Here is a 22589-nt window from a genome sequence, read left to right on the forward strand (position 1 = left end):
CTCCCAACCCCACCCAGCCGGCCGGCGACCACCTCACCGGCGCGACACGACTTGCATCACCTGCCCCGCCACGCTCCACCCGGCCGACCCGACCTACGGCCCATCGACCGGCGACCACTTCGAGAAACAATCAAAGGTCCTGGTGTCCCAACGGTCGCCGAAGAGTCACCGGGTCCCGAGCAGGTGCTCCAACGCCAGCTGGTTCAGCCGCGTGAAGTGGTACCCCCGCTTCCCGGCCGCCTCCACGTCGAACTCCTCCGCGGCCAGATCGTCGAGCGTCTCCCCGGGCGCCACGGTCGGCACGGACAGCTCCGGCACCCGCGAAGCCTCCAGCGCCGCGGCCACCTCCGGGTCCGCGCGGAACGCCGCCGCCTTCGCCTTGAGGATCAGGTACATCCGCATGTTGGCCGCCGCGGAAACCCAGACGTCGGCGGGGTCCTCGGTGCGCATCGGCTTGTAGTCGAAGTGCCGCGGGCCCTCGTAGCCGCCGGTTTCGAGCAGGTCGACGAGGAAGAAAGCGCTCTTGAGGTCTCCGTGCCCGAAGATCAGGTCCTGGTCGTACTTGGGCCCGTGCTGGCCGTTGAGGTCGATGTGGAAGAGCTTGCCCTGCCACAGCGCCTGGGAAATCCCGTGCACGAAGTTCAGGCCGGCCATCTGCTCGTGGCCGACCTCGGGGTTCAGTCCGAACAGTTCCGCCCGCTCGAGCCGCGAGATGAAGCCGAGCGCGTGGCCGATCGTCGGCAGCAGGATGTCGCCGCGGGGCTCGTTGGGCTTGGGCTCCAGCGCGAAGCGGATGTCGTAACCCTGGGCCACGGCGTAGTCGGCCAGGAGGTCCAGGCCCTCCTTGTACCGGTCCAGCGCCGCGCGCACGTCCTTCGCCGCGTCGGACTCGGCGCCTTCGCGGCCGCCCCACAGCACGTAGGTCCGGGCGCCCAGCTCCACGGCCAGGTCGAGGTTGCGCCGCACCTTCGTGAGCGCGTAGCGGCGGACGTCGCGGTCGTTGCTGGTGAGCGCGCCGTCCTTGAACACGGGGTGCGTGAACAGGTTCGTGGTCGCCATCGGCACCTTCAGACCGGTGGCCTCGAGCGCCGCCTTGAACTTCTTGATCGCCGCGTCGCGGTCGGGCTCCGTGGCGAGGAGGTCGTCGTCGTGGAACGTCACGCCGTACGCCCCCAGCTCCGCCAGGCGGTGGACGCTTTCCACCGGGTCGAGCGGCGGCCGCGTCGCCACCCCGAACGGGTCGGCGGCCGGCCAGCCCACGGTCCACAGGCCGAACGAGAACTTGTCGGCCGGAGTGGGCGCGAAGTCGTTCATGGCGGTCCCCTTCATTTAGTTCACATTGTAGACTAAATATGCGCCGCGGTGGCCCCGCCCGTCAAGGGCCGCCGGTACAGTGCGCGGAGGAGGCGAGGGATGACGCAGGCGGTGCGGCACGATTCGATGCGCGCGCGCAACCTCGAGCTGGTGCTCGGCGAGGTCGCCCGGCAGGGCCCGCTGACCCGCGCCGCGCTCGCTGAGCTCACCGGCCTCACCAAGTCCACGGTGTCCAAACTCGTCGGCGACCTCCTCGACGCCGGTTTCCTCGCCGAGACGGGTCCCGCGCGCGCCGGGGAACGCGGCCGCCCCGGCGTCGAGGTGGCCCTGTCCGGCGGCCGCGTGGCGTCGCTGGGCCTGGAGGTGAACGTCGACTACCTGGCCGTCTGCCTGCTCGACCTCACCAGCACCGTCCGCTTCGCCGAACGCCGCGAACGCGACAACCGCGCCTCCGAACCGGCGGAAGTGCTGGGGGAGCTTCAACAACTCGCCCAGCTCGCGCTCGGGGAAGCCGCGCGGGAGAAACTCACCGTCGCCGGCGCCGTCCTCGCCGTCTCGGGCCCGGTCGGCGACGGCGTGGTCTTCAGCGCCCCCAACCTCGGCTGGCGAGACGTCCGCGCCGCCGACCTGCTGCGCCTGCCCGTCCCCGTCGCCTTGGACAACGAGGCCAACCTCGGCGCCCTCGGCGAACTCTGGTTCGGCGACGGCCCCGAGAACTTCCTCTTCGTCTCCGGCGAAGTCGGCATCGGCGCCGGGCTCGTCGTCGGCTCCGCGCTGTTCCGCGGCGCCCGCGGGCTGGCCGGCGAACTCGGGCACGTCGTCGTCTCCCAGGCGGGCCCGCCGTGCCGCTGCGGCGCAACCGGCTGCCTCGAAACCTACGCCGGTCAGGAAGCGTTGCTCGAAGCCGCCGGCGTGCCGACCGTCGCCGCCCTGCTCACCGCACTCGACAACGCCGACCCCACGGCGACGAAAGCCACCTCTGCCGCCGGTCAGGCACTCGGCCTCGCGCTCGCCTCCGCGATCAACCTGCTCGACCTCGACCACGTCGTGCTCGGCGGCGTCTTCGCCCCGCTCTGCCCGTGGCTCGCGCCCGCCGCCGAAGCCGTGCTCGCCGCACGCCTGGGCCGGCTGCGTGGTTCCGTTCCGGTGCTGGCACCGTCCACTGTGGGCGGTGACGCGGCCACGCTCGGTGCGGCAGGCCGCACGATCCACCACGTCATCGCCGACCCCGGCCCGTTCCTGAGCCGCGCCGAAGCCACCTGATCCGGGTGCGGTGACGCCGCGGCACCGCCGCCACCATGGCGAGGTTCACCGCGCCGGGAAACGAGGTGCGCCATGACCGGCAACCCGAGCGAACGGACCCTGCCCGCCGGCACCAGGTGGCGCGGCACGCCGACGTCGCCCTCCGCTCCATGGGGCAGCCCAACTCAGTGGTGGGCCAGTTCGACTTCTGGAACGACCGCTACGAGGGCCGCCGCCTGTTCTCGGAGGTGCTGGGAACTTTCTTCCTGGTGCTCGTCGCCGTGGACGGCGGGGTGGTGAACGCCAAGTTCGGTGGCGATGCGGTCCCTGCGGGCGCGCGCGGGTCGTGGCCCCGGCGCTGATGGTGGCCGCCATCATCCTGTTCATGGGCACGGTTTCGGGCGCTCCACCTCAACCCGCCGGTCAGCCTCGCGTTCGCCGCGCGCGGTGACTTCCCGTGGAGGCGCGTGCCCGCCCTACATCGTCGCCCAGTTCGTCGGCGCGGCGCTCGCCACTCTGTTGCAGTGGGCGCTGCTCGGCAAGCAGGGCGACGGGGGACTCACCCTGCCCGGCTCCGGCATTTCGACGGTCACGGCGATGGTCTGGGAACTCGTGCTCACCACGGGACTCGTGAGCGTCATCCTCGGCAGCGCCTCGGGCGCCCAGCAGGTCGGCCCGCTCGCCGCGATCACCGTCGGCAGTTACATCGTCCTCGCCGGGTTGTGGGGTGCGCCGGTCAGCGGAGCGTCGATGAACCCCGCGGGTGCCACTCGGACCCGCGCTGGTCCTCGCCGATTGGAGGCGTGGTGGGACTACCTCGCCGGCCCTCTCGCCGGCGCCGCGCTGGCCGTGGGGATCGCGTACATCCTGCACGGCTCGGGCGGCGGGCGCAGCGGGACGCGCGGCACAGGGCGCGCTCGGCGGCCGGCAGTGACGAAGCGGGCCGGGTTCCCCGGACAGGAACCCGGCCCGCAGAGGGAAAACCGCTAGCTCACCGCCCGCACCAGCACCGTGCCGCTGCCGACGGTCTTGCCCGCGTCGTCCACCACGGACAGCAGGCCGCGCAGCACGCGGCCCGCGCCCGGAGCCTGCGAAGCCGTGACGACCCCCGGCACCGTCCACGTCGAACCGGACGCGTGCGCGGCCACCGGGTCCGTCACCGCGACCGCGCCGAAAGCCGGGTTCACGAACGCGTCCAGGTAGTCGTACGCGGTGGTCCCGGCGGGCACGGAGTACCCGTCCACGACCGCGAGCCAGTTGCCGGCCGCGGGGTTCTGCAGCGTCACCGACTCTTCGGAGTCACCATCGGCGCTCTGGCCCGCCTGCACGCACGAACCGCTCGTGCAGTTGTAGACGGTGAGGTCCAGGTCGGCGCCGGCGTCGGCCGGGTTGCCGATCGTCACCGTCAACGACGACGAACCGGCCGGCACGACGATCTGCGTCTGGGCCGATTCGTCCTGCTTGATCGACGGCCGGGTGATGGCCGCGCTGCCGAACGGGCCGCCGACCACGTGCCCGGTGAACGCCTTCAGCGTGTTCTTGACCGTGTACGTGCGCGCCACGCCGGTGCCCAGCGGAGCCGACGCGAGGTCGTCGGGGTTCGGCGAGATCGCCGTGCCCAGCGCCGAAGCCGTCAGCTTGAACGGAGCGACGTCCACATCGGACGTCCGCCGCGCCTCCACCGTGATCTCCCAGACGCCCGGCAGCGGGTTGCTGAGCGTGCGGCTCGTCGGCGTGCCGCCGGTGCAGCCGGCGCCCGCGTCGGGGTTGTAGCAGTTGGTGGAGGTGTTGCTGTCGACGGGCACGCCGGTCGGGTCGTAGCGCAGGAACCGCACCTGGCCCTTGCCGGGGTCACCGCCGCCGGTCAGGTCCACCTGCAGCGAGCTCGCGCCCTGCGGCACGCGCAGGAAGTAGCTCACGGACTGGTTGCGCGCCACCGTGCCCGACGCTTCGAACGTGCCCGACGCCGCGAACTCCGCCGGCGCGAAGACCGTGTTCATGGTCTGCAGGTCGACGCCGATCGTCAGCGGGTTGTCCAGGTCCAGCAGGGCGGAGTGCACGCCGGCCTGCTTCGGGTTCACCTTGACCTGGAAGGAAACCGGCTTGTTCAGCGGCAGTGACAGCAGCGAGCCCGACGAGAACGTCCCGTCGTTGCCCACCCACCGCGCGAAGTACACGACCGGGTGCGACGAACCCGTGGTGCGTGTGATCGTGTACGTGCGGGTGTAGGCCTGTCCGACGGTCACGCCTTCGCGGTCGTGGATGCCCACACCGGCACCGGGCTTCGGCTTCAGCAGGTTCGCCTGCACCGTGTGCACGTCGACCGAGGTGGTCAGCGTGTCGGGCTTGGGGTTGAGCGACAGCGCGACCCACGCGGCAGGCACGTTGAACAGCCCCGCGCCCTGCTCGTACGCGCCGATCCCCGGCACGAACCGCGCCGTGGACTTGATCGCCGAGCGCAGCGCGGCCACCGGCGGGCGCCGGCCGTGGTGGGTCGCCTTGTAGGCGCTCACCAGCAGCGCTGCGGCGCCCGTCGCTTCGGGCGAAGCCATCGACGTGCCCTGCAGCATCGCGTAGCCCGCGGGCAGCGAGTACGTGCCCGCGACCGGACCCGGCGCTTCCCACCGCGGCACGGTGGAGATCGCCGCGCCCGGCGCGATGATGTCCGGCTTGAACCCGCCGTCCTCCCGCGGACCGCGCGAGGAGAACGGGTGCAGCGCCACGGCCGCGGTCACCTTGGAGCCGTAGTTCGACAGCCACGTCTCGCGGGTGATGTACGAGCCGACGCTGATCGCGTCCGTGGCCACCGACGGGTCGCCGACCGAGTTCGCGCCCGCGCCGGAGTTGCCCGCGGAGATGAAGATCTGCACGTTGTACTCGGCGATGGTGCGGTTGTAGAGCTCCGCGCGCGCATTGTTGCCGTCGTTGAGTGCCGGCAGGCCGCCGATGGAGATGTTGATGACGTCGGCGCCGTGGCTCGCGGCGTAGACCACGCCGTCGACCAGGCCGCTCGCGGTGCACGAGTCGGTGGTCAGGCAGACCTTCACCGCCATGAGCTTCGCGCCGGGCGCGGCGCCGTCCATCTTGCCGCCGAACAGGTCGTTGCCCGCGGCGATGCCCGCGACGTGCGAACCGTGCTCGGCGCCGGCGAGGCCGATGTTCACGAAGCCCGGCTTGTCGGTCTGGACCACGAACGCCATCCGCTCGGCACGGTCGGTGGCCGGGTCGTCGGTGCCGAAGTAGCCGACGTCGAAGTTCTTGGCGTAGTCGGACATCGGCTTCTCGTCGGTGAAGTCGCCGTTGCCGTTGAGGTCCACGCGCACCTGCTTGGTGGCGGTGTCGAGCAGCACGCCCCACGAGTCGGCGCGGTCGCCGTCGCGGTTGAGGTCGCCGCCGGTTTCGCTGCCGGCGCCGCCGAGGTCGCCCGCGGTTTCCTTGAACTGGCCGAACGTGTACGGGCCGCCGGTCGCGGGCGCGGTCCAGGTGCGGCTGTTCGCGGTGAACGCGCCGGCGTACGTCTGCGCCGACAACGGCACCCACGTGCCGTCGCCGGAGTTGGTGGCGTTGGCGTTGTACCAGTCGACGATCTTGCGTTCGCCGTGGCTGGTCGTGGCCAGCGCGGGGGTGTCGAGGTCCACCCCGGAGTCGAGGACGGCGACGGTGGTGCCCTTGCCGTCCCAGCCGCCGAAGGTCTGGCCGAACTGCGCGGCGTACGTGTCGCCGGTGGGCAGGTACGGGTTCACGCGCGGGGTGTTCTTGCCCGGAGCTTGCTGCGGGATCGGGTCGGCCGCACCTTCGGGCTTCGGGTCGTCGCGGTGGATGAGGCCGTCGACGTCGACCGCCTTCACCGAGGTGAGCTTCGCGGCCTTCTCAGCGTTCGCGACGGGGACGGAGACCTTGACGTAGTCCAGCTTCGCGTCCGTGGATTCGACCACGCCGCCGAGGGCCTTGAGGTCGTTCACGGCGGAGTTCGCGCGGCCGCGTTCGGCGGCGACGAGCAGCGTCACGGCGCGCTTGCCGGAGCGCTGGGCTTCCGCGACGAGCGCGCGGTCGTGGCCGTCGAGCGTCTTCTCGCTCGGGGCGGGGCTTGAGGAGGGCTGCGCGGCGAGCGCAGCAGGCACCCCGACAGGGGCGACGCCGAGGGCAGTGGCGAGGAAGGTGATCCCGGCCCGCCGTCTCCAGCGTGATCTCTGCTGTGTCATCGGAGCAGTACACAGCCCGGGATGAACCGCATCAATACCGCAATTCGGCGTGGGACGAACGGACTACTGTGCCGTTCGTTACTGATCCGACCACAGTCACGGCCATACGGCATACGTAGCAACGGTGACGTCTTGCCCGGGGTCCGCCTACTTTTGGTCGGATCAGTAACGGCCGCGTTCCGGACAGCACGCAGGCGTCGCCACGTGGCAACCGAGGGAGTCGAACCCTGCGCGGCTTGTGAAGGCGGCGCTCCTGAGCCGGCCCTGACCCTTCGGCGGGCGACGGTTGCCTTGTTATTGCAACACCAGGGGAGTACCCCGCATTCCCGCGTTTTGCACCTGACTCACCCGTCCGGTGAAGATTCCCTTCCCCCGCACCGGCCTGGCAGGCTGAGCGGATGGACGATCTCCTCCTCCGCCGGGTGCGGGTCGGGCTCGACGGCGCGCTGGCCGACGTGCGTGTGAACGACGGTCGCGTGGCCGCCATCGAGGAACCGGGCGCCGGGTCGGGCTTCGCCGCGCGCGTGCTCGACGGCCACGGCGGCACGCTGCTGCCGGGTCTGGTCGACGCCCACGTGCACGTGGTCCAGTGGGCCGCGTTCCGCCGCCGCATCCCGCTCGGCGACGCGCGTTCGGCCGCCGAGGCGGTGGAGCTGCTGCTGCAGCGGTTGTTGTCCGCTCCCGGTGGTGACCTTGTGGTGGGCGCCGGTTTTCGCGACGGGTTGTGGCCGGACGAGCCGCACAAGGAGATGCTGCAGCGCGCGTTGCCAGGGCGGGCGGTCGCGTTGTTCAGCGCGGACCTGCACACGCTGTGGCTGAGCCCGGCCGCGCTGAAGCTGATCGGCCGCGACCACCCGACAGGGGTGCTGCTGGAGAACGACTGCATGACCGCGACGGCCGCGCTGCCGTCCGCGCCGCCGGACGTGGCGGACCGGTGGGTCGCGGACGCGTTGTCGGCGGCGGCTTCCCGTGGGGTGACGGGCATCGTGGACTACGAATACGCCGACACCGTGGCGGACTGGACCCGTCGCGTGGCCTCGGTTTCCCCGGCCACGCGCGTTTCGTGCGTGATCTCCCGGCCGTTGCTGGAGCTCGCGATCGACCGCGGCCACCGCACCGGCGACGTCCTCCCGGCCGGCGACGGCTTGCTGACCGTGGGGCCGTTCAAGTTGTTCGTGGACGGTTCCCTCAACACCCGCACCGCCTACTGCCACGACCCCTACCCGGAGTCGGATTCCCTGGGGCTGTTGGAGTTGCCGCCGGGCGAGCTGGTATCACTCATGCGCCGTGCGTCGGAGCACGGTCTGGTGCCGGCCGTGCACGCCATCGGCGACAAGGCCAACACCATCGCCCTCGACGCGTTCTCCGAGCTGGGCTGCGCGGGCCGCATCGAGCACGCGCAGTTGCTCGCGCTCGACGACGTCGCGCGCTTCGCCGCGTTGGGCTTGGTGGCGAGTGTCCAGCCCGCCCACCAGCCCGACGACCGCGACGTCGCCGACCGCCACTGGTACGGCCGCACGGACCGCGCCTACCCCTACCGCGCGCTGCTGGATTCCGGCGCCCGCCTCGAAATCGGTTCCGACGCGCCCGTCGCGCCGCTGGACCCGTGGGACGGCATCGCCGCCGCCGTCGGACGTACGGACGACGACCGGCCCGCCTGGCACCCCGAACAGTCGATCCCGTTGGCGGCCGCGTTGGCCGCCGCCTCGGGCGGCCGCCACGGCATCGCGATCGGCGACGTCGCGGACCTGATGATCACGGCGGCCGACCCGTCACGGTTGTCTCCGGCGGAACTCCGGGACATGCCCATCAGCGCGACGATCCTCGCGGGGAAGCCGACGCACCTGGCGTGACGGCGCGCGTCAGGTGCGCCTCGAAAGCCGCCCTGCGCAACGCTGAACCGATCATCCGGTCTCCTGTGGCCGTGCTCACCCGCGCCAGGCGGTCCGTCGACCTGTCTTGACCACCATACATACATGTATGTAGTTTCTGGGAAAGCCGCGATCCCGCGGCAGCTCGCGGCGCGCGCGACGAGACAACACGGAGACACCTGAAGGGCATCGACCATGCCGGCTTTTCTTCTGGCCGCTGAGGAAGTGCGGAAGAACGCGTAAGCCATCCCGTTCGGATCGCCGTCCTACGGGGCGAAGCTCCCGCTGCAGATCATCGATCGAGAATCGTTGTCGGTCAGCTACCGGACGGACCTCGACAAGGCGCGCCGGCTCGTTCCGGAGCCGCTCGAAGTGCTCGACCCGATCGTGACGCTGACGTTCCCTGACCATGGAGATCTCCGGCCTGGGCAAGTACGCCGAACTGGCCCAGACGATCTCCGCGAGCTACCAGGGTGAACCGGTCGGCTTCCGCCCGATCATGTTCTGCGACACCGTTCCGGCGATCCTGCAGGGAGGCGAAATCTGGGGGCTGCCGAAGAAGTACGGTCGGATCGGCCTCGACGTGAACAACGCGACCCTGACCGGCACGCTGCACTTCGACGACGTGCTCGTGGCCCGCGCGACCATGGGCTACCGCTACGAGGAAGGCGGTGTCGAGGAAGCCCGCAAGGCACTGGCCACACCGGGCGCCGCGCTGAAGATCGTTCCCGACATCGACGGATCACCGCGCATCCTTGAACTCGTCCGCCTGCAGTACTCGGGCATCACCGTCAAGAGTGCTTGGTCCGGGCCGACTGCTCTCGATCTGTACCCGCACGCGCTCGCGCCGCTGGCCGACCTGCCGGTACACGAGATCGTCGGCTCGAGCCACACGGTCTACGGCATGGAACTCCTGCCCGGCGCCGTGCTCCACGACTACCTCGCGGGCTGACGTACTCGAGCTCGATGGCCGCCATACATACCGGTATGTATGGTGGTGGGCATGGATGCGAGTGCACGAGAGCGGCTGATCGAAGGTACTCGAGAGCTGTTGTGGGACCGCGGTTATCTGGGCACCAGCCCGACCGCGATCCTGCGCCGCTCCGGGGTCGGCCAGGGCAGCATGTACCACCACTTCCAGGGCAAGCCGGATCTGGTGCTGGCCGCCGAGCAGCGCAGCGCCGAGATCATGAAGGAGCAGTCCGAGGCGGTGCTGAAGGGACCGGGAACCGCTCTCGAGCGGATCGCGGGATACCTCCTGCTCGATCGGGAGGTGCTGCGCGGCTGTGCCGTGGGGCGGCTGGCGGGAGACCCCGAGATCATCGAGCGGGAAGAGCTCCGGCAGCCGGTCCGCGACGCGCTGGACCAGGTCCGCGTGCTGCTGGCCGGGGTGATCGAGCAAGCGCAGCGTGACGGCGAGCTGGCTGCGGAGCTGCGCCCGTCCGATTTGGCCGCGACCCTGTCGGCCGTCCTGCAGGGCGGGTACGTGCTGGCGCGGGCCGAGCAGTCGTGCGAGCCGTTCGATCGAGCGGTCCAGGGAGCGCTGGGCCTCCTGCGGGCGCACAGCACCGATCCGGAGTCGATCCCGGCGGGCTGAACCACGGGCCGGCCGACGATCCGTGGTTCAGCCCGGAAACTCAGTGCCCGTGCGGATCTTCCGCGTTGAGCGCGGCCACGACCTGGTCGTAGTCGCCGCGGGCTTCGCCGTAGCGCAGGAACTTCACGCGTTCCACTTGGATCTCGCGGGCGTCCGGCTGGGTTTCCAGCAGGTGCATGACTTCGGTGATGTACTCGTCCAGCGGCTGGGCGTGGTCGTTGTCGGCCTGGCCCGGCATGAGGTCCGTCTGCACCGACGGCGGTTCGAGCTCCACCACGCCCACGGTCGTGTCCGCGAGCTGCAGCCGCAGGGATTCGCTGAGCATGTGGATGGCGGCTTTCGACGCGTTGTAGCTGGGCGTGACCCGCAGCGGCGTGAACGCGAGGCCCGAGGAAACCGTCATGATCGTCGCGGCGGGACGGGTCTGCAGGTGCTCGACGAAGGCGGCGATGAGGCGGATCGGACCGAGCACGTTGGTCGTCATGGTCGCCTCGGCGGTGGGCAGGAACGACGGGTCCCGCCAGTTCTCGACCCGCATGATGCCGGACATGGTGACCAGCACGTTGAGCTCGGGGTAGTCGGCGAGCACCTCCTTGGCCGCGGCATCGATGCTCGCCGGGTCGGTGGTGTCGATCCGCACGGTGCCCAGCCCCGGGTGCGCCGCGGCGAGGGAGCGCAGCAGCTCGGTGCGCCGGCCGCCGATGATCACGGTGTTGCCGCGCGCCTTCAGCGCGAGCGCGAGGGCCAGGCCGATGCCGCTGGTGGAGCCGGGGATGAAGATGGTGTTTCCGGTGATGTCCATGCCCCGACCTTCGCGCCCCGGCACCGTGACGTGCAGAGACCGCTCATCGGGGGATCGGCGATCCCTGGTTCGCGCCTCGCGGCACCCGGATACTGGCGTCATGGACCGACTGGCTTTGGCGGAGTTCCTGCGCCGCCGCAGGGAGGAGCTGCACCCCGAGGACGTCGGGCTGCCCGCGGGCCCGCGGCGGCGCGCGCGGGGGCTGCGGCGCGAGGAGGTCGCGTCGCTCGCCGCGATGTCCACGGATTACTACACGCGCCTGGAACAGCAACGCGGTCCGCAGCCGAGCGAGCAGATGCTCGCCGCGCTCGCCCGCGCGCTGCGCCTCACCGATGGCGAGCGCGACTACCTCTTCCAGATCTCCGGCCGCAACGCGCCCTCGCCGGCCGCGGCCGCCACGCACGTGTCGCCCGCGTTGCTGCGCGTGCTCGACCGGCTCGACGACACGCCCGCGCTGATCCTCTCCAGCCTCGGCGAGATCCTCGTGCAGAACCACCTCGCGCTCGCGCTGTACGGCGACCGCTCGCACCTGACAGGGCTGGCCCGCAGCGAGACCTACCGCTGGTTCACCGACCCCGCCGAACGCCTCGTCTACCCCGAGGAGGACCGCGATCGGCAGAGCCGCGCCCAGGTCGCGGGCCTGCGCGCCGCGTACGGCTCGATGGGCCCGCACTCCCGCGCCGGCGAACTCGTGCGCGCGCTGAAGAAGGAGAGCGCGGAGTTCGCGGAGCTGTGGGAGCTGCACGAGGTGGCGCGCCGCTTCGAAGACCACAAGACCCTCGTCCATCCCCAGCTGGGCGAGATCGAGGTCGACTGCCAGGCGCTGTTCACCGAAGACCAATCGCAGGCGCTACTGGTGCTCACCGCGGCGCCCCGCAGCGAGGCGGCGCAGAAGATCGAACTCCTCGGGGTTCTCGGCGCCGAGCGGTTTCCCGCCGCGGCGCGTTAGAGCTCCCCGAAACGACAGTTGTGGCGCCTGGCAAGGCATCCGGTTTCGTGCGTGGAGCGCAACGCGCGTTCGACCGGCGCAAACGACCACTGCCTCAGCCCGCGGGCGGAGCCGATGGCGGATGCCGATTGACTGCGGCATCCGCCATCGGCCGGTTCCGGATTCCGAGCCCTTTCGCGGCATGGAGCGCCCTGGCCAGAGGCGGCCGGGTTCAGCCGGACCTACCCGGCTGCGGCGGCCGCCCGGGCGACGATGTGGGAATCCCGGTCCGGCCTGATCAGGAAGCCCGCGATCGCGGAGCCGACGACGATGACGACACCGGCGGCCAGGAACCCTCGTCCGTAGCCCGCCGCGAGGGTGACGCCGGAGTCGACGAAGCTGCCGAGCACGACGGGGGCGATCACGCCGCCAAGGCTGTGGGCCGCGACCACGGCGCCCAGCACGGTCCCGCGCTGCCGGCCGGGGACCACGTCGGAGAGTCCGGCCATGGCGACGCCCCACACCGCCGTTGTCAGGGAGAACGCCAGGGTGATCAGGATCATCTGGCCGACCCCGCGGGGCACCACGGTGAAGCCGATCATCGCCACGCCCGTGGCGCAGAACGCCACACTGGGCACCACACCCCGCGTGAGCGTGCAGCTGATCCCGCGGGCCGTCATCCGCCCCGACAGCCAGCCACAGAGCACGGAGAGGACGGCACCCGAGGCGTAAGGGAGTGTCACCAGCCAGCCCGCTTCGTCCGGGGAGTAGCCGATACCTTCGCGAAGGTACAGCGGCAGCCAGGTCACTTTGAGCGACACGCTCCAGTACCCGCAGAACAGCAGAAGGGCGATGCCCCAGAGCGTCGGCCGTCGAAGCAGCTGCGACCAGCCGATCCGGTCCGGCAGCACCGCACCGGTGGCGGTGTCGCGTTCGCGGGTGGTCGCGCTCGACACCGGCCCCGACTTGCCCGCGACGAGCCACGCGGCGACGACGAGTGCTCCGGCCACGACCAGCACCAGAAAGGCGTGGTGCCAGTCGAACGTCGTGATCACCCAGGTCAAGATCGGCGCGGCGAGCAGCGGGCCGATCGCCACCCCGGTGAAGATCAGCGAGCTGGGCAGGGCTCGGCGCCTGGGGGTGAACCACGTGTGCACCACGTGGGCGGCGACGGCCGATGCCGGGCCTTCCGCGAGGCCCAGCACGACACGGGAGGCGATGAGGACGGTGAAACCGGTCGAGCCGACCAGTGGGATCATGCTCAGGCACCACAGTGCACCCAGCCCGCCGACCAGCCAGCGGGCGCCGATCTTGTCCGACACGCCCGTGAAGACGATGGCCCCGACGGCGAACAGCCAGTAGAAGCTGCTCTGCACCAAGCCGAACTGCTCGTTGGTCAGCCCGAGGTCCGTCTTGATGTCGACCCCCGCGAGGCCGACCGCTGCCTTGTCCGCGTAGTTCACGACCATGAAAGCCAGCAGCAGCGCCGTGACCGTCCAGCCGCGGCGCCGGATCGCCGCGGTGTCCACCCCTCCCAACGGGTTCCGAACGGTGTGCACGGCGCCGGCCGTCGCCGGTCGTCCGCTGTTTCCGAACATGTTCACTCCTCGACGCGCAGGACCCCCTCGGTGGCTGTGGCTAGGCGAAGCGCAAACGGGTCCCGACGCCGCGTTCGGCGGCGCGGTGCAGCAGCGCGTGGCCCAGCGCGATGTCCGAAAGGGACAGTCCGCGGTGCCAGAACAAGTTCGTCTCCGAATCGTGCTCGCGGCTCGGTTTGTTCCCGACGACGAGCTCGCACAACTCGCCGTGCAGGGTTTCCTCGGTGAGCAGCCCGCGGTTGATGTGTTCGCGCAGCGACCCGAATTTGCCTGTGCGGCACTGGCCCCAGTCGTCGACCACGATCTTGTCCATGATGCCCGTGAGGGAGAGCTCGACCGCGCTCATCGTCCCGTAGGGGACCACGAGGGCACCTGGCTTGATCCACTCGGTCCTGAGCAGCGGGCGGGGCTGCGGCAGGCGTGACGCCTCGACAACGATGTCCGCGTCACGCACGCAGGACTCCCAGTCGTCGGTGACGACCACGTCGACGTCGATGTCGCGCCGCAGCCGTTCGGCGAACGCGGTGCGGCTTTCCGGGCGCCGCGAGTGCACGCGGATCTGCTCGAGGTCGAACGTCTCCGCGATCAGGCGCACGTTCCAGTACGAGGTCCCGCGCGCGCCGATGTTCGCGAGCACCTTGGCGTCCTTGCGGGCCAGGTAACGGGCGCCGAGCGCGGTGACGGCACCGGTCCGCATCTCGGTGATCGCGGTCGCGTCGAGAATGGCCACGGGAGTTCCGGTTGCGGGGTCGAACAAGTTCAGCAACGCCATCTCCGACGGCAGGCCCGTGCGGTAGTTCTCGACGAAGTCGCCGACCACCTTGACCCCGGCCAGGTTCAGCGGACCGACGTAGCCGCGCAGGACGTTGAAGTGGCCGTTGAACTGCTCGCCGGGCTCGAGGTGGACGCGCGGTTCGATCACCGTCTCCCCGTCGCCCTGCGCCCTGAGTCCCGCTTCGACGGCGTCGACGATCTCGGCGCTCGAGAGCGCCAGGTCGTCGATGTCCTTGCCGTTGAGGAAGGTGAAGTAGAGGGGATCCATCTGTCCTCCGTCGCTGCCGCGGCCGGCGCCGCGAATGAGTGCAGACTCTCCCCTGCGGGCACAAGCCGGAAAAGACAGGTGCGCGGGATTACGTCTGGGATCCCAGACTTGATCTCGCTGCGCCGGCCGCTCCGCGGCGGTCGCCGAACCGGTCCGCTCGGGAAGCGCTCAGGCCGGCTCGGCGCCTCAGAGCTCCCGGACGTTGACCAGCGACCGCACCGTGAGCCGCCGGCGTTCTTCGTTGCGGCGCAAGCCGTCCACGATCACCGCGACGCCCAGCCACGTCGCTTCCGCGTCCGCCACGAGGTCCTGCACGCACCGCGCCTGTCCGCCCGTCTCGATCCAGTCGTCGACGAGCAGCACGCGGTCGCCCGAGCCGACGAGCCGGCGGCGGAACCCCAGCGTCAGGTGCCGGTCGCGGTAGTCTGGTGCAGAGGTGCGGGTGCGCCACGCGTCGGAGTCGAACACCGGCCCGCGGTTCTTGCGCACCTCGACGAACCCGACGCCCAGCGCCAGCGCGACCAGCGGCCCGAGCAGGCAGCCACGCGATTCGGGCCCGAGCACCACGGTCGGCTCGGCGCCGGCGAACAAGTCCGCGAGCGCGGGGCCGAGTTCGTGCAGCAGTCCGGGCACGCGCCACCACGCCGCCGGGTCGGGGTAGCGGGCGTCGTCGCTCCGATCCCCCAGCACGACAGTGGCCTCACGGATCCGGGCCGCCACGGTGGTCATGTCTCCATGGTCGCAGCGCAGGCAACCGAGATACGTTGATCGCGTGACCAAATACGCGATCGTGGGGTCGGGCTGGCGCGCGGAGTACTTCTGGCGCCTTGCGGGGGAACTGGAGTGCGTCGGCGTGGTTTCCCGCAGTCCTCAGGACTTGCCGGTGCCGGTCTTCACGTCGCTGGACGAGTGTATGGCGGAGAAGCCGGACTTCGTGGTGACGGCCGTGCCGTGGGCGGTCACGCCGTCGCTGATCGTGGACTTGGTGGGCCGCCGCGTGCGGGTGCTCGCGGAAACCCCGCCCGCGCCTGATCTCGACGGGCTGCGCGCGCTGTGGCACGACGTCGGGAGCAGTGGACTGGTCCAAGTGGCCGAACAGTACACCCGCGTGCCGGCCCACGCGGCGCGGCTGGCGCTGGCCCGTTCGGGTGTGCTGGGCCCGATCACGCGTGTCGACGTGTCTTCGACGCACCAGTACCACGCCGTGTCGCTGATCCGGACGTTCCTGGGCGCCGGCCTGGGACCGGTCGAGGTCCGCGCCACGCGGACCACGGCCCCGCTCGCCGACCCCTTGTCCCGCGCCGGCTGGGCACCCGTCGTCGAGACCAAGGCCGCGACGACGACGGTGGCCACCGTGCTTTTCCCGCAGGGCCTTGGCGTCTACGACTTCACCGACAACCAGTGGCACAACCAGCTCCTGGCCCGCCGGCTGCTGGTCCGCGGCACCCACGGCGAGCTCACCGACCACGAAGCCTTGCGGCTCACGCAAGAGCGCACCATCGTCCGCACGCCGCTCGTGCGCCGCCAGACCGGCTACGACCTCGACCTCGACGGTTACGACACCGACCACATCACCTTCGGCTCCGAAGTCCTCTACCGCAACGCCTTCCAGGGCCGGCGCTGGAACGACGAGGAGCTCGCCATCGCCACCCTCCTCGCAGACACGGCTCGCTGGGCGCGCGACGAGGGCCCGGCGCCGTACCCGCTGGCCGAAGGCCTGGAGGACCACCGCATCGCCCTGGCCATCGAGGAAGCCGCCGACCGGGACACGACCGTCCGCACCGCCGCGGAACCCTGGCACTGACCCACGTTGACAACGGTGACAGTGGTCTGCACCACCGGAACGATTCAGTCGCTGGTAAATCGGCCACTGGTACACGCGGTGGATTGACGGAACCCCACCCGAGAGGCGAGGATCAAAGACGCCCCGAATTGACAACGTTGTCACACCGAAAGGAACGCGATGAGAGCGCGGAAACGCGTGTTCGCCGCCTTCGTGCTGGCCACCGCCCTCGCCACGGCTGCGAGCGCAACGGCCGCCACGGCCCAGCCCGACAAGGAACCCCGCTTCGCCAGTGACCCCACCACGCTGGTCGACACGAGCATCGGCAACAACGGCGACGGGACGACCTTCCCCGGCGCCTCCGTGCCGTTCGGCATGGTGCAGCTGAGCCCCGACACGCAGCTGAACCAGTACGCCTCCTACGACTACAAGCAGAACACCATCCTCGGCTTCAGCCACACGCACCTCTCGGGCGTGGGCTGCCAGACGATGGGCAACTTCCGCTTCATGCCGACCACCGGCGCTGTCACCTCGTCCGACCCGGCGGCCTACGGCGCGAAGTTCAGCCACGACAACGAAACCCGTGCGCCGGGCTACTACGGCGTGAAGTTCGACAACGGCATCCAGGCCGAGCTCACCGCGACGCAGCGGACCGGCCAGCACCGCTACACCTACCCGGCCGGCTCGGGCCCCGAGAACGTGCTCATCGAGGTCGGCCAGAGCAACGGATCCACCTACGCCGGCGACGTCCACGTGGTCGGCAACGACACCGTCGAAGGCTGGCTGCAGGGCGGCAACTTCTGCGGTGAGACGGGCAAGGAGCGCTACCGGATCTTCTTCAGCGCCAAGTTCGACCACGCCTTCTCGTCGTTCGGCACCTGGACCGACGGCACTCTCACGCCCGGTCAGCGCGACGCTTCGCGTGGCACCCAGCGCGCCGGCGCGTGGGTGACGTTCGACCCGGCGCAGAAGAACCAGGTCGGCATCTCCGTGGGCCTGTCCTACACCTCGGTCGACGGCGCGCGCCTCAACCGCAAGGCCGAGCAACCGCAGTCGTTCGACAAGGCGCGTGGGCAAGCGCACAACACCTGGCAGGACGAGCTCAACCGCATGCGCGTCGCCGGCGGCAGCACCGCCGACCAGCGCACGTATTACACCGCGCTCTACCACTCTCTGCTGCACCCGTCGGTCGGGTCCGATGTGGACAACCGCTACCGGGGTTTCGACGACCAGGTGCACCGCGCGGATTCGACGTACTACCAGATGTTCTCGCTGTGGGACACCTACCGCTCGCAGAACCAGCTGGTGGCGCTGCTGCACCCGGACAAGGCCGCGGACATGGCCAAATCCGTGTTGCACATCTACCAGGACGGCGGCTGGCTGCCGCGCTGGGCGCTGGGCAACAGCGAGACGAACGTGATGAGCGGCGACCCCGTCACCCCGTTCCTCGTCGACATCTACAACCGCGGCCTGCTCGACAACCGCACCTCGCACCAGCTCTTCGACGCGCTCTGGAAGAACGTCAACGAGGTCCCGGCCGACCAGTCGATCTTCCGCGGCCGCGACGGCAACCCGAGCTACGTCCAGAACGGCTGGGTCGCTTACCAGAACCTCCCCGGCTACAAGTACGGCGACAGCCGCCAGGCGGGCTCGGCCACCCTCGAGTACTCGCTCGCCGACTGTTCGCTTTCCACCATGGCCGCGGGGCTGGGCTATCAGGACAAGGCCAAGACTCTTGCGTCCCGCTGTGACAACTTCACCAAGCTCTGGGACCCGAGCGTCACGTCACAGGGCTTCAGCGGGTTCCCGGTCCCGCGCAACGCGGACGGCTCCGTGGTCGGCAACCCCGACCCGACGCAGACCAACGCCTTCCACGAAGGCACCGCGTGGCAGTACGAGTGGCTCGCCCAGCAGGACCCGAGCACCCTCTTCGGGCTCATGGGCGGTCCCGCCGGGGCCGAGCAGCGGCTGGACAAGTTCTTCGACATGCCGACCGTGCTCACCGACCCGGCCAAGGCCGCTTCGGACTCGTGGGTGACCGGCGCGTACGACTACCACAACAACTTCGCCTTCAACCCGAACAACGAGCCCGATTTCCACGCCCCGTACATGTACACGTGGACCAACTCGCCGTGGAAGACGTCGGCCGTGCTCCGCGCCATGCGGACGCTCTTCACCGACAACGTCTACGGCATGCCCGGCAACGACGACCTCGGCGCCACGTCGTCGCTGCTCGTCTTCGCCATGGCGGGCATCTTCGAGACCCAGCCCGGGTCGGCCAAGTACGTGATCACCTCGCCCATGTTCGAAAAGGTGCAGATCCACCCCGAACACGGACGCACGATCGAGATCGAAGCCCCCGGCGCCGACGCCTCGAAGCTCCAGTACGTGTCCTCCGCGGACACGAACAAGGGCAAGCTGCGCCAGAGCTGGCTCTCCCACGCCGACCTGCTGAAGGCCGGGACGATCCACATCCAGCTCTCCGACCAGCCGACGAACTTCGGCGTCGACGCCGGCCCGCCCGCGATGGGCGCGACCCGCGGTTGACCGCCCGGGCTCGACGGCTCGACGGCTGGACAGCTGGACCGCCTGACGGCTCGACCGCCTGACGGCTCGCTAGCTCGATGTTCTGAAGCACTGATGTGCTGAAGTGATGAAGTGCTGACAGCTCGGGGTGCGGATTCGACCAACGAATCCGCACCCCGAGCGGCATCGTGTCGCCGGATGTGCCGATTCTGCTGGGTGTGCCGCGTCGATCATGGGGTCTGCACCCGGGGCTTCATCGTGTTGCTGGGTGTGCCGATTCGATCACGGGGTCGCCGCTCGGGTCTGATCGTGTCAGCGGGTGCGCCGGTTCGGTCATGGGGATGCGCATCCGGGTATCGCCGTGTTCTCCGGTGTGCTGATGCCACCAGGATGAGCAGTGCCGGGCGTCGCCGTGTGTGTGGTGTGCGGATTCAACCGGCGGGTGTCGCGGCGTGGTGTTGACGGTGTGCCGATTCCACCAGGGTGAGCAGTGCCGAGCATCGCCGTGTGTGTGGTGTTCGGGTTCCATCAACGGAGTCGACCCGTGGTCGGCCGGGCCAGTGGGTCGCCGGTTCGTGGTTCGGCGGGGCCGTGGGTCAGTGGGTCGGGTCGGTCGCCGGGGCTGTCTGCAACGTGCCGAGGACGCCCTGCCACGCCTCCCGCGAGACGGTGAGTTGTCCCGCTTCGCGATTCTTGGTGTCCCGGACACTGACCTGCTGTGCGACTGCCACCTCGACGCAGTTGGAATTCGCCGCGCTGTAGGACGACGTCCGCCACTGGGCAGTCTGCATGTCTGGCCTCCGCCTAACTTGCCGCCTCCGCGATGACCGCGCGGCTGGCTTCCTCGCTCAACGTCTCTCCGCCGAGAAGTCTAGCAAGCTGCCGATACAGGACCCAATCCTTATCGCTGCTGAGGAACGAAGTGGTGCTGTGTTGCTCGAGAAGAACAATCGGATTCCGGTGTTCGTATTCGTAGAGCACAAATGAGCCAAGCATTCCGGGGTGGTAACTCGGCTGACGTGGCAGGACTCGGAGGTTGATGTTAGGCCGCTCTGACATGGCAAGAAGGTGGTCCATCTGGTCGGACATGATCCAGTTTGGCGCGACCGGTTCATCGATGGCGTGGAGACCGATGATCGCGGAATAGGTGATCGGCTCGCGGTTGGTGAGAATTTTTTGTCGGTCCAGGCGAACTCGAACTCGCGCGTCGGTTTGCGAAACTGACAATCCGGAGGCCTCGAAGATGGCGCGAGCGTAGTCAGGTGTTTGCAGCAGCCCGGGAATAAAGTTGAGCGCCCAGTCGGTGATTACCTTCGCGCCTTGTTCGTATTGCAACAAGGTGGTCAATTCCGGGGTCAATTCGGCGGCACCGTTGGCCATCCAGTTCGGCTCCCGTACGTGCCGCGCGAGGTCCATGATCCGCTTCTTCGGTTCCCCGATCACGCGGAAGAAGCCCAGCACGTTCGCCACGTCGTCGGTGGAGGGCGTCCGGGTGCCGGCTTCCCAGTGCACGACGAGACTGGCCGGGAGGTCGAGTGCCCGGGACAGTTCGCGAAGGCCGAACTTATTCGCTTCGCGCACTTCGCGCAGTGCCGCACCCAGCGCCACGGCGCGCGGGGTACCGGAAGGCTTCGTCATGGTGGTGATGATACGTAGCCGGGCGATCACCCGCGGCGAGGCTTGTGTTTGCAGCTGGGCACAGGCCGAATGTTCCGGCACGTTGCTGAATAGGGGAGACCGTCGTGTTGAGATGGCAGCAGGCCGAGGGAAAACGTCACGCGCTGGAGGGGCCTTTCGCGCCGCGGCCGGAGGAATCGTTCGTCGCGTTGTGCGGGGTGGAGGTGACCGTCACGGTCACTGACGTTCCGGAGCTCGGCGGTAATTGGTTCGACCCGACCTGCGTGCGGTGTTCGACGACGTGGCTGAGCCGCACGTGACCGACGCGATCCTGCTCGCGCGGATCCGGGATCTGCACGCCTCACTCGCCACCGACCTCGCCTTCCTCACCCGCACGATCGAAGAGGACGCACCCCGCCCCGACGCGCTGCGCGACCTGGGTGAGCGCCTCCTCGACCTGGGCGGCGCCCTGGTGACCAGGTCCGATGAGCTGAACGACGCGCTGCTGGCCACCCTGCCGCCGCACGGCTGGCTGCCCGAGGCCGGCGCGCGCCGCCACGCGATGGGGATCGCGCACCACGTGGGGGCACGGCCGTTGCGGTGCGGGGCCGTGTTCCTCGCGTTGTGCGGGGCGGCGTGCTACCCGTTCTACGGACGCGACGCCACCAACCGCTCAGCCCGTCACGAACGGTGCGAAGCGTGCCAAGCCCGGCTCGGTGGATCCTCCTGACGGGTGTGCACCCGCGCGTACCGGGGAGTTTTCGTGTTGGCTGGGGCGATGGCGGAGAACAAACAGGCCACGAACACCGATCGGCTGTTCAGGATCGCGATCGCGCTCAAGGGGCTCGACGGCGCGCTCCAGGTGATCGGCGCGCTGATCCTGGTGTTCATCCCGTCGACGGTCGTCACGGGCTTCGCCCACGCCGTGATCACGCGCGACCTGCTGGGCGACCCGTCCGGCACCCTCGCGCGGCACCTCGAGCTGGCCACCGAGAGCTTCGTGAACGGTGGGACCAAAACGTTCGCGGTGGTGTATTTGCTCGCACACGGTGTCATCAAACTCGCACTGGTGTGGGCGCTCGCGCGCAAGTGGGTACGCGCATACCCGGTGGCGATGGTGGTGCTGGCCGCGTTCGTGGCGTACGAGGTGTACCGGGCGATCGAGACGCATTCGATCGCGTTGCCGTTCTTCGCGGCGCTCGACGTGCTGATCATCGTGCTCGTCTACCGGGAGTACCGGCAGCTGCGCCGCGAACGCGCAAGTCAGCGTGACCAAGGCGGCTCGGCGGGCGGCTCAGGCAGCTGAGGGAAATCGCTCCGTCACGATCGCCGCGACGTCCACCTCCGGCTGCTCGACGAACAGTGCGGTCGCGTTGTCCGTGCCGCCGAGGCTGATGGCCGTCTCGACGAGCCCCGCGGCGCCACGCTCGGGGTCGGCGAGGATCCGGTCGAGCGTGGCGGGCGGCAGGACCTTGTGCACGCCGTCGCTGGCGAGCAGCAGCCCGCCACCGACGAGTTCGCATGCGCCGATCTCGTCGGGTTTGGTGGTGCGCACGCTGGTCGTCACCAGATGCTCCATGCGCGGCGAATAAGGCTGGTGGCGCGCACGGAAGTATTCGGCCATCGTGTGGTCGGTGGTGAGCTTGCGGGTCATGGTGCCGTCCCAGGCGTACGCGCGGGCGTCGCCGACCCACGCGATGCGGTAACCACCGGCGAAGGGCATGGCGACCACGAGCACGGCGTCGCCGGTGCCGCCGAGATCCCGCAGGGCCTGCTGGGCGTTGAGGATCGCCGCGACGGGCCCGCTCTGCACCGGCGTGCGCGCGGCGGCCGCGGCAGCGGTCTGGGCAGCTCGGCCGGCTCCGGGGTCGTCGCCCACGCCGTCGGCGAGCGCGAAGGTGATCCCGGGGGCGCCGGCGAGGGCGTACGCGCTCACGGCGTCGGCGTTGCGCTCGCGCGGGCCCTGTGCGCTGGCGGTGTGCCAGCGCGGGTATCGGGTCATCGGGACCTCCCGGGTGTTCGCGACTTTCCCCCTGCCCTTCCCAGAATGCGCCCGATTCCTGGGAA

At 69.8% G+C, this 22589-nt stretch carries 22 protein-coding genes; 13 read left to right on the forward strand and 9 right to left on the reverse strand.

The annotated features are described in order from the left end of the window. Positions 1 to 165: 165 nt before the first annotated feature. Positions 166 to 1314 (reverse strand): xylose isomerase, encoded by a 1149-nt coding sequence (gene xylA, locus I6J71_RS10585; RefSeq protein WP_204096972.1) that lies wholly within the window; start codon positions 1312 to 1314, stop codon positions 166 to 168. A gap of 99 nt (positions 1315 to 1413) precedes the next feature. Here xylA and I6J71_RS10590 point away from each other — a divergent pair, with 99 nt between their 5' ends. From I6J71_RS10590 to I6J71_RS10600, 3 genes are all read left to right on the forward strand, one after another. Continuing rightward, the gene (locus I6J71_RS10590; protein ID WP_204094559.1) at positions 1414 to 2577 is read left to right on the forward strand and encodes an ROK family transcriptional regulator; all 1164 of its coding nucleotides are present in this window, start codon (positions 1414 to 1416) and stop codon (positions 2575 to 2577) included. 35 nt (positions 2578 to 2612) lie between these two features. Continuing rightward, positions 2613 to 2918, forward strand: a complete 306-nt coding sequence (locus I6J71_RS10595; RefSeq protein WP_204094560.1) for a hypothetical protein — start codon at positions 2613 to 2615, stop codon at positions 2916 to 2918. A gap of 85 nt (positions 2919 to 3003) precedes the next feature. Continuing rightward, positions 3004 to 3546 (forward strand): aquaporin, encoded by a 543-nt coding sequence (locus tag I6J71_RS10600; RefSeq protein WP_204094561.1) that lies wholly within the window; start codon positions 3004 to 3006, stop codon positions 3544 to 3546. Here the strand turns inward: I6J71_RS10600 and I6J71_RS10605 are convergent. Then, positions 3543 to 6758 carry a S8 family serine peptidase gene (locus I6J71_RS10605; RefSeq protein ID WP_204094562.1) on the reverse strand — a complete coding sequence of 1072 codons (3216 nt, stop codon included), beginning with the start codon at positions 6756 to 6758 and terminating at the stop codon, positions 3543 to 3545. The genes I6J71_RS10600 and I6J71_RS10605 overlap by 4 nt on opposite strands. Before the next feature lie 398 nt (positions 6759 to 7156). On the opposite strand from I6J71_RS10605, the gene I6J71_RS10610 reads away from it, so the two are divergent. From I6J71_RS10610 to I6J71_RS10625, 4 genes are all read left to right on the forward strand, one after another. Continuing rightward, complete coding sequence (locus tag I6J71_RS10610; RefSeq protein WP_204094563.1) at positions 7157 to 8611, forward strand: amidohydrolase; 1455 nt, start codon at positions 7157 to 7159, stop codon at positions 8609 to 8611. 327 nt (positions 8612 to 8938) lie between these two features. Then, positions 8939 to 9106 (forward strand): acetoacetate decarboxylase family protein, encoded by a 168-nt coding sequence (locus tag I6J71_RS50490; protein ID WP_370542110.1) that lies wholly within the window; start codon positions 8939 to 8941, stop codon positions 9104 to 9106. Continuing rightward, on the forward strand, positions 9039 to 9581 hold the full coding sequence (locus I6J71_RS10620) for an acetoacetate decarboxylase (protein WP_204094564.1): 543 nt from the start codon (positions 9039 to 9041) through the stop codon (positions 9579 to 9581). Before I6J71_RS50490 ends, I6J71_RS10620 begins: the two co-directional genes overlap by 68 nt. A gap of 51 nt (positions 9582 to 9632) precedes the next feature. Continuing rightward, positions 9633 to 10226, forward strand: a complete 594-nt coding sequence (locus I6J71_RS10625; protein WP_204094565.1) for a TetR/AcrR family transcriptional regulator — start codon at positions 9633 to 9635, stop codon at positions 10224 to 10226. Between the two features lie 40 nt (positions 10227 to 10266). Here I6J71_RS10625 and I6J71_RS10630 read toward each other — a convergent pair whose 3' ends face one another. Continuing rightward, positions 10267 to 11028 carry an SDR family oxidoreductase gene (locus I6J71_RS10630; protein ID WP_204094566.1) on the reverse strand — a complete coding sequence of 254 codons (762 nt, stop codon included), beginning with the start codon at positions 11026 to 11028 and terminating at the stop codon, positions 10267 to 10269. Positions 11029 to 11128: 100 nt separating this feature from the next. Between I6J71_RS10630 and I6J71_RS10635 the strand changes: the two genes are divergently transcribed. Beyond that, positions 11129 to 11977, forward strand: a complete 849-nt coding sequence (locus tag I6J71_RS10635) for a helix-turn-helix domain-containing protein (RefSeq protein ID WP_204094567.1) — start codon at positions 11129 to 11131, stop codon at positions 11975 to 11977. A gap of 221 nt (positions 11978 to 12198) precedes the next feature. Here I6J71_RS10635 and I6J71_RS10640 read toward each other — a convergent pair whose 3' ends face one another. The 3 genes from I6J71_RS10640 to I6J71_RS10650 all read right to left on the reverse strand — a co-directional run bounded on the left by I6J71_RS10640 (position 12199) and on the right by I6J71_RS10650 (position 15325). After that, positions 12199 to 13554 (reverse strand): MFS transporter, encoded by a 1356-nt coding sequence (locus tag I6J71_RS10640; RefSeq protein ID WP_204094568.1) that lies wholly within the window; start codon positions 13552 to 13554, stop codon positions 12199 to 12201. A gap of 40 nt (positions 13555 to 13594) precedes the next feature. Then, on the reverse strand, positions 13595 to 14596 hold the full coding sequence (locus I6J71_RS10645) for an ornithine cyclodeaminase family protein (RefSeq protein WP_204094569.1): 1002 nt from the start codon (positions 14594 to 14596) through the stop codon (positions 13595 to 13597). 186 nt (positions 14597 to 14782) lie between these two features. Further along, positions 14783 to 15325: a phosphoribosyltransferase family protein gene (locus tag I6J71_RS10650; protein WP_239154629.1), complete on the reverse strand. Its 543-nt coding sequence runs from the start codon at positions 15323 to 15325 to the stop codon at positions 14783 to 14785. Between the two features lie 43 nt (positions 15326 to 15368). Between I6J71_RS10650 and I6J71_RS10655 the strand changes: the two genes are divergently transcribed. Together I6J71_RS10655 and I6J71_RS10660 are read left to right on the forward strand one after the other, a co-directional pair. After that, positions 15369 to 16400, forward strand: coding sequence for a hypothetical protein (locus I6J71_RS10655; protein ID WP_204094570.1), 1032 nt, complete (start codon positions 15369 to 15371; stop codon positions 16398 to 16400). 159 nt (positions 16401 to 16559) lie between these two features. Further along, entirely contained in the window at positions 16560 to 18926 is a 2367-nt protein-coding gene (locus tag I6J71_RS10660) for a GH92 family glycosyl hydrolase (RefSeq protein WP_204094571.1), read from the forward strand. A 575-nt stretch (positions 18927 to 19501) separates the two neighbouring features. Here the strand turns inward: I6J71_RS10660 and I6J71_RS10665 are convergent. Both I6J71_RS10665 and I6J71_RS10670 read right to left on the reverse strand, forming a co-directional pair. After that, a complete protein-coding gene (locus I6J71_RS10665) occupies positions 19502 to 19696 on the reverse strand; it encodes a DUF397 domain-containing protein (protein ID WP_204094572.1) in 195 nt (64 codons plus the stop codon). A gap of 13 nt (positions 19697 to 19709) precedes the next feature. After that, a complete protein-coding gene (locus I6J71_RS10670) occupies positions 19710 to 20543 on the reverse strand; it encodes a Scr1 family TA system antitoxin-like transcriptional regulator (RefSeq protein ID WP_204094573.1) in 834 nt (277 codons plus the stop codon). A 104-nt stretch (positions 20544 to 20647) separates the two neighbouring features. On the opposite strand from I6J71_RS10670, the gene I6J71_RS10675 reads away from it, so the two are divergent. From I6J71_RS10675 to I6J71_RS10685, 3 genes are read left to right on the forward strand one after another with little or no spacing between them, the layout of a single operon-like run. Then, on the forward strand, positions 20648 to 20842 hold the full coding sequence (locus tag I6J71_RS10675) for a zinc finger protein (RefSeq protein ID WP_204094574.1): 195 nt from the start codon (positions 20648 to 20650) through the stop codon (positions 20840 to 20842). Next, positions 20824 to 21252: a hypothetical protein gene (locus tag I6J71_RS10680; protein ID WP_239154631.1), complete on the forward strand. Its 429-nt coding sequence runs from the start codon at positions 20824 to 20826 to the stop codon at positions 21250 to 21252. The genes I6J71_RS10675 and I6J71_RS10680 overlap by 19 nt, the downstream gene beginning before the upstream one ends. 48 nt (positions 21253 to 21300) lie before the next feature. Beyond that, positions 21301 to 21828, forward strand: coding sequence for a DUF2127 domain-containing protein (locus I6J71_RS10685; RefSeq protein WP_204094575.1), 528 nt, complete (start codon positions 21301 to 21303; stop codon positions 21826 to 21828). On the opposite strand, the gene I6J71_RS10690 is transcribed toward I6J71_RS10685, so the two are convergent. Next, positions 21817 to 22524 (reverse strand): PP2C family serine/threonine-protein phosphatase, encoded by a 708-nt coding sequence (locus I6J71_RS10690; protein WP_204094576.1) that lies wholly within the window; start codon positions 22522 to 22524, stop codon positions 21817 to 21819. The genes I6J71_RS10685 and I6J71_RS10690 overlap by 12 nt on opposite strands. Between the last annotated feature and the right edge of the window lie 65 nt (positions 22525 to 22589).

Source organism: Amycolatopsis sp. FDAARGOS 1241 (assembly GCF_016889705.1).
Taxonomy (GTDB): Bacteria; Actinomycetota; Actinomycetes; order Mycobacteriales; family Pseudonocardiaceae; genus Amycolatopsis.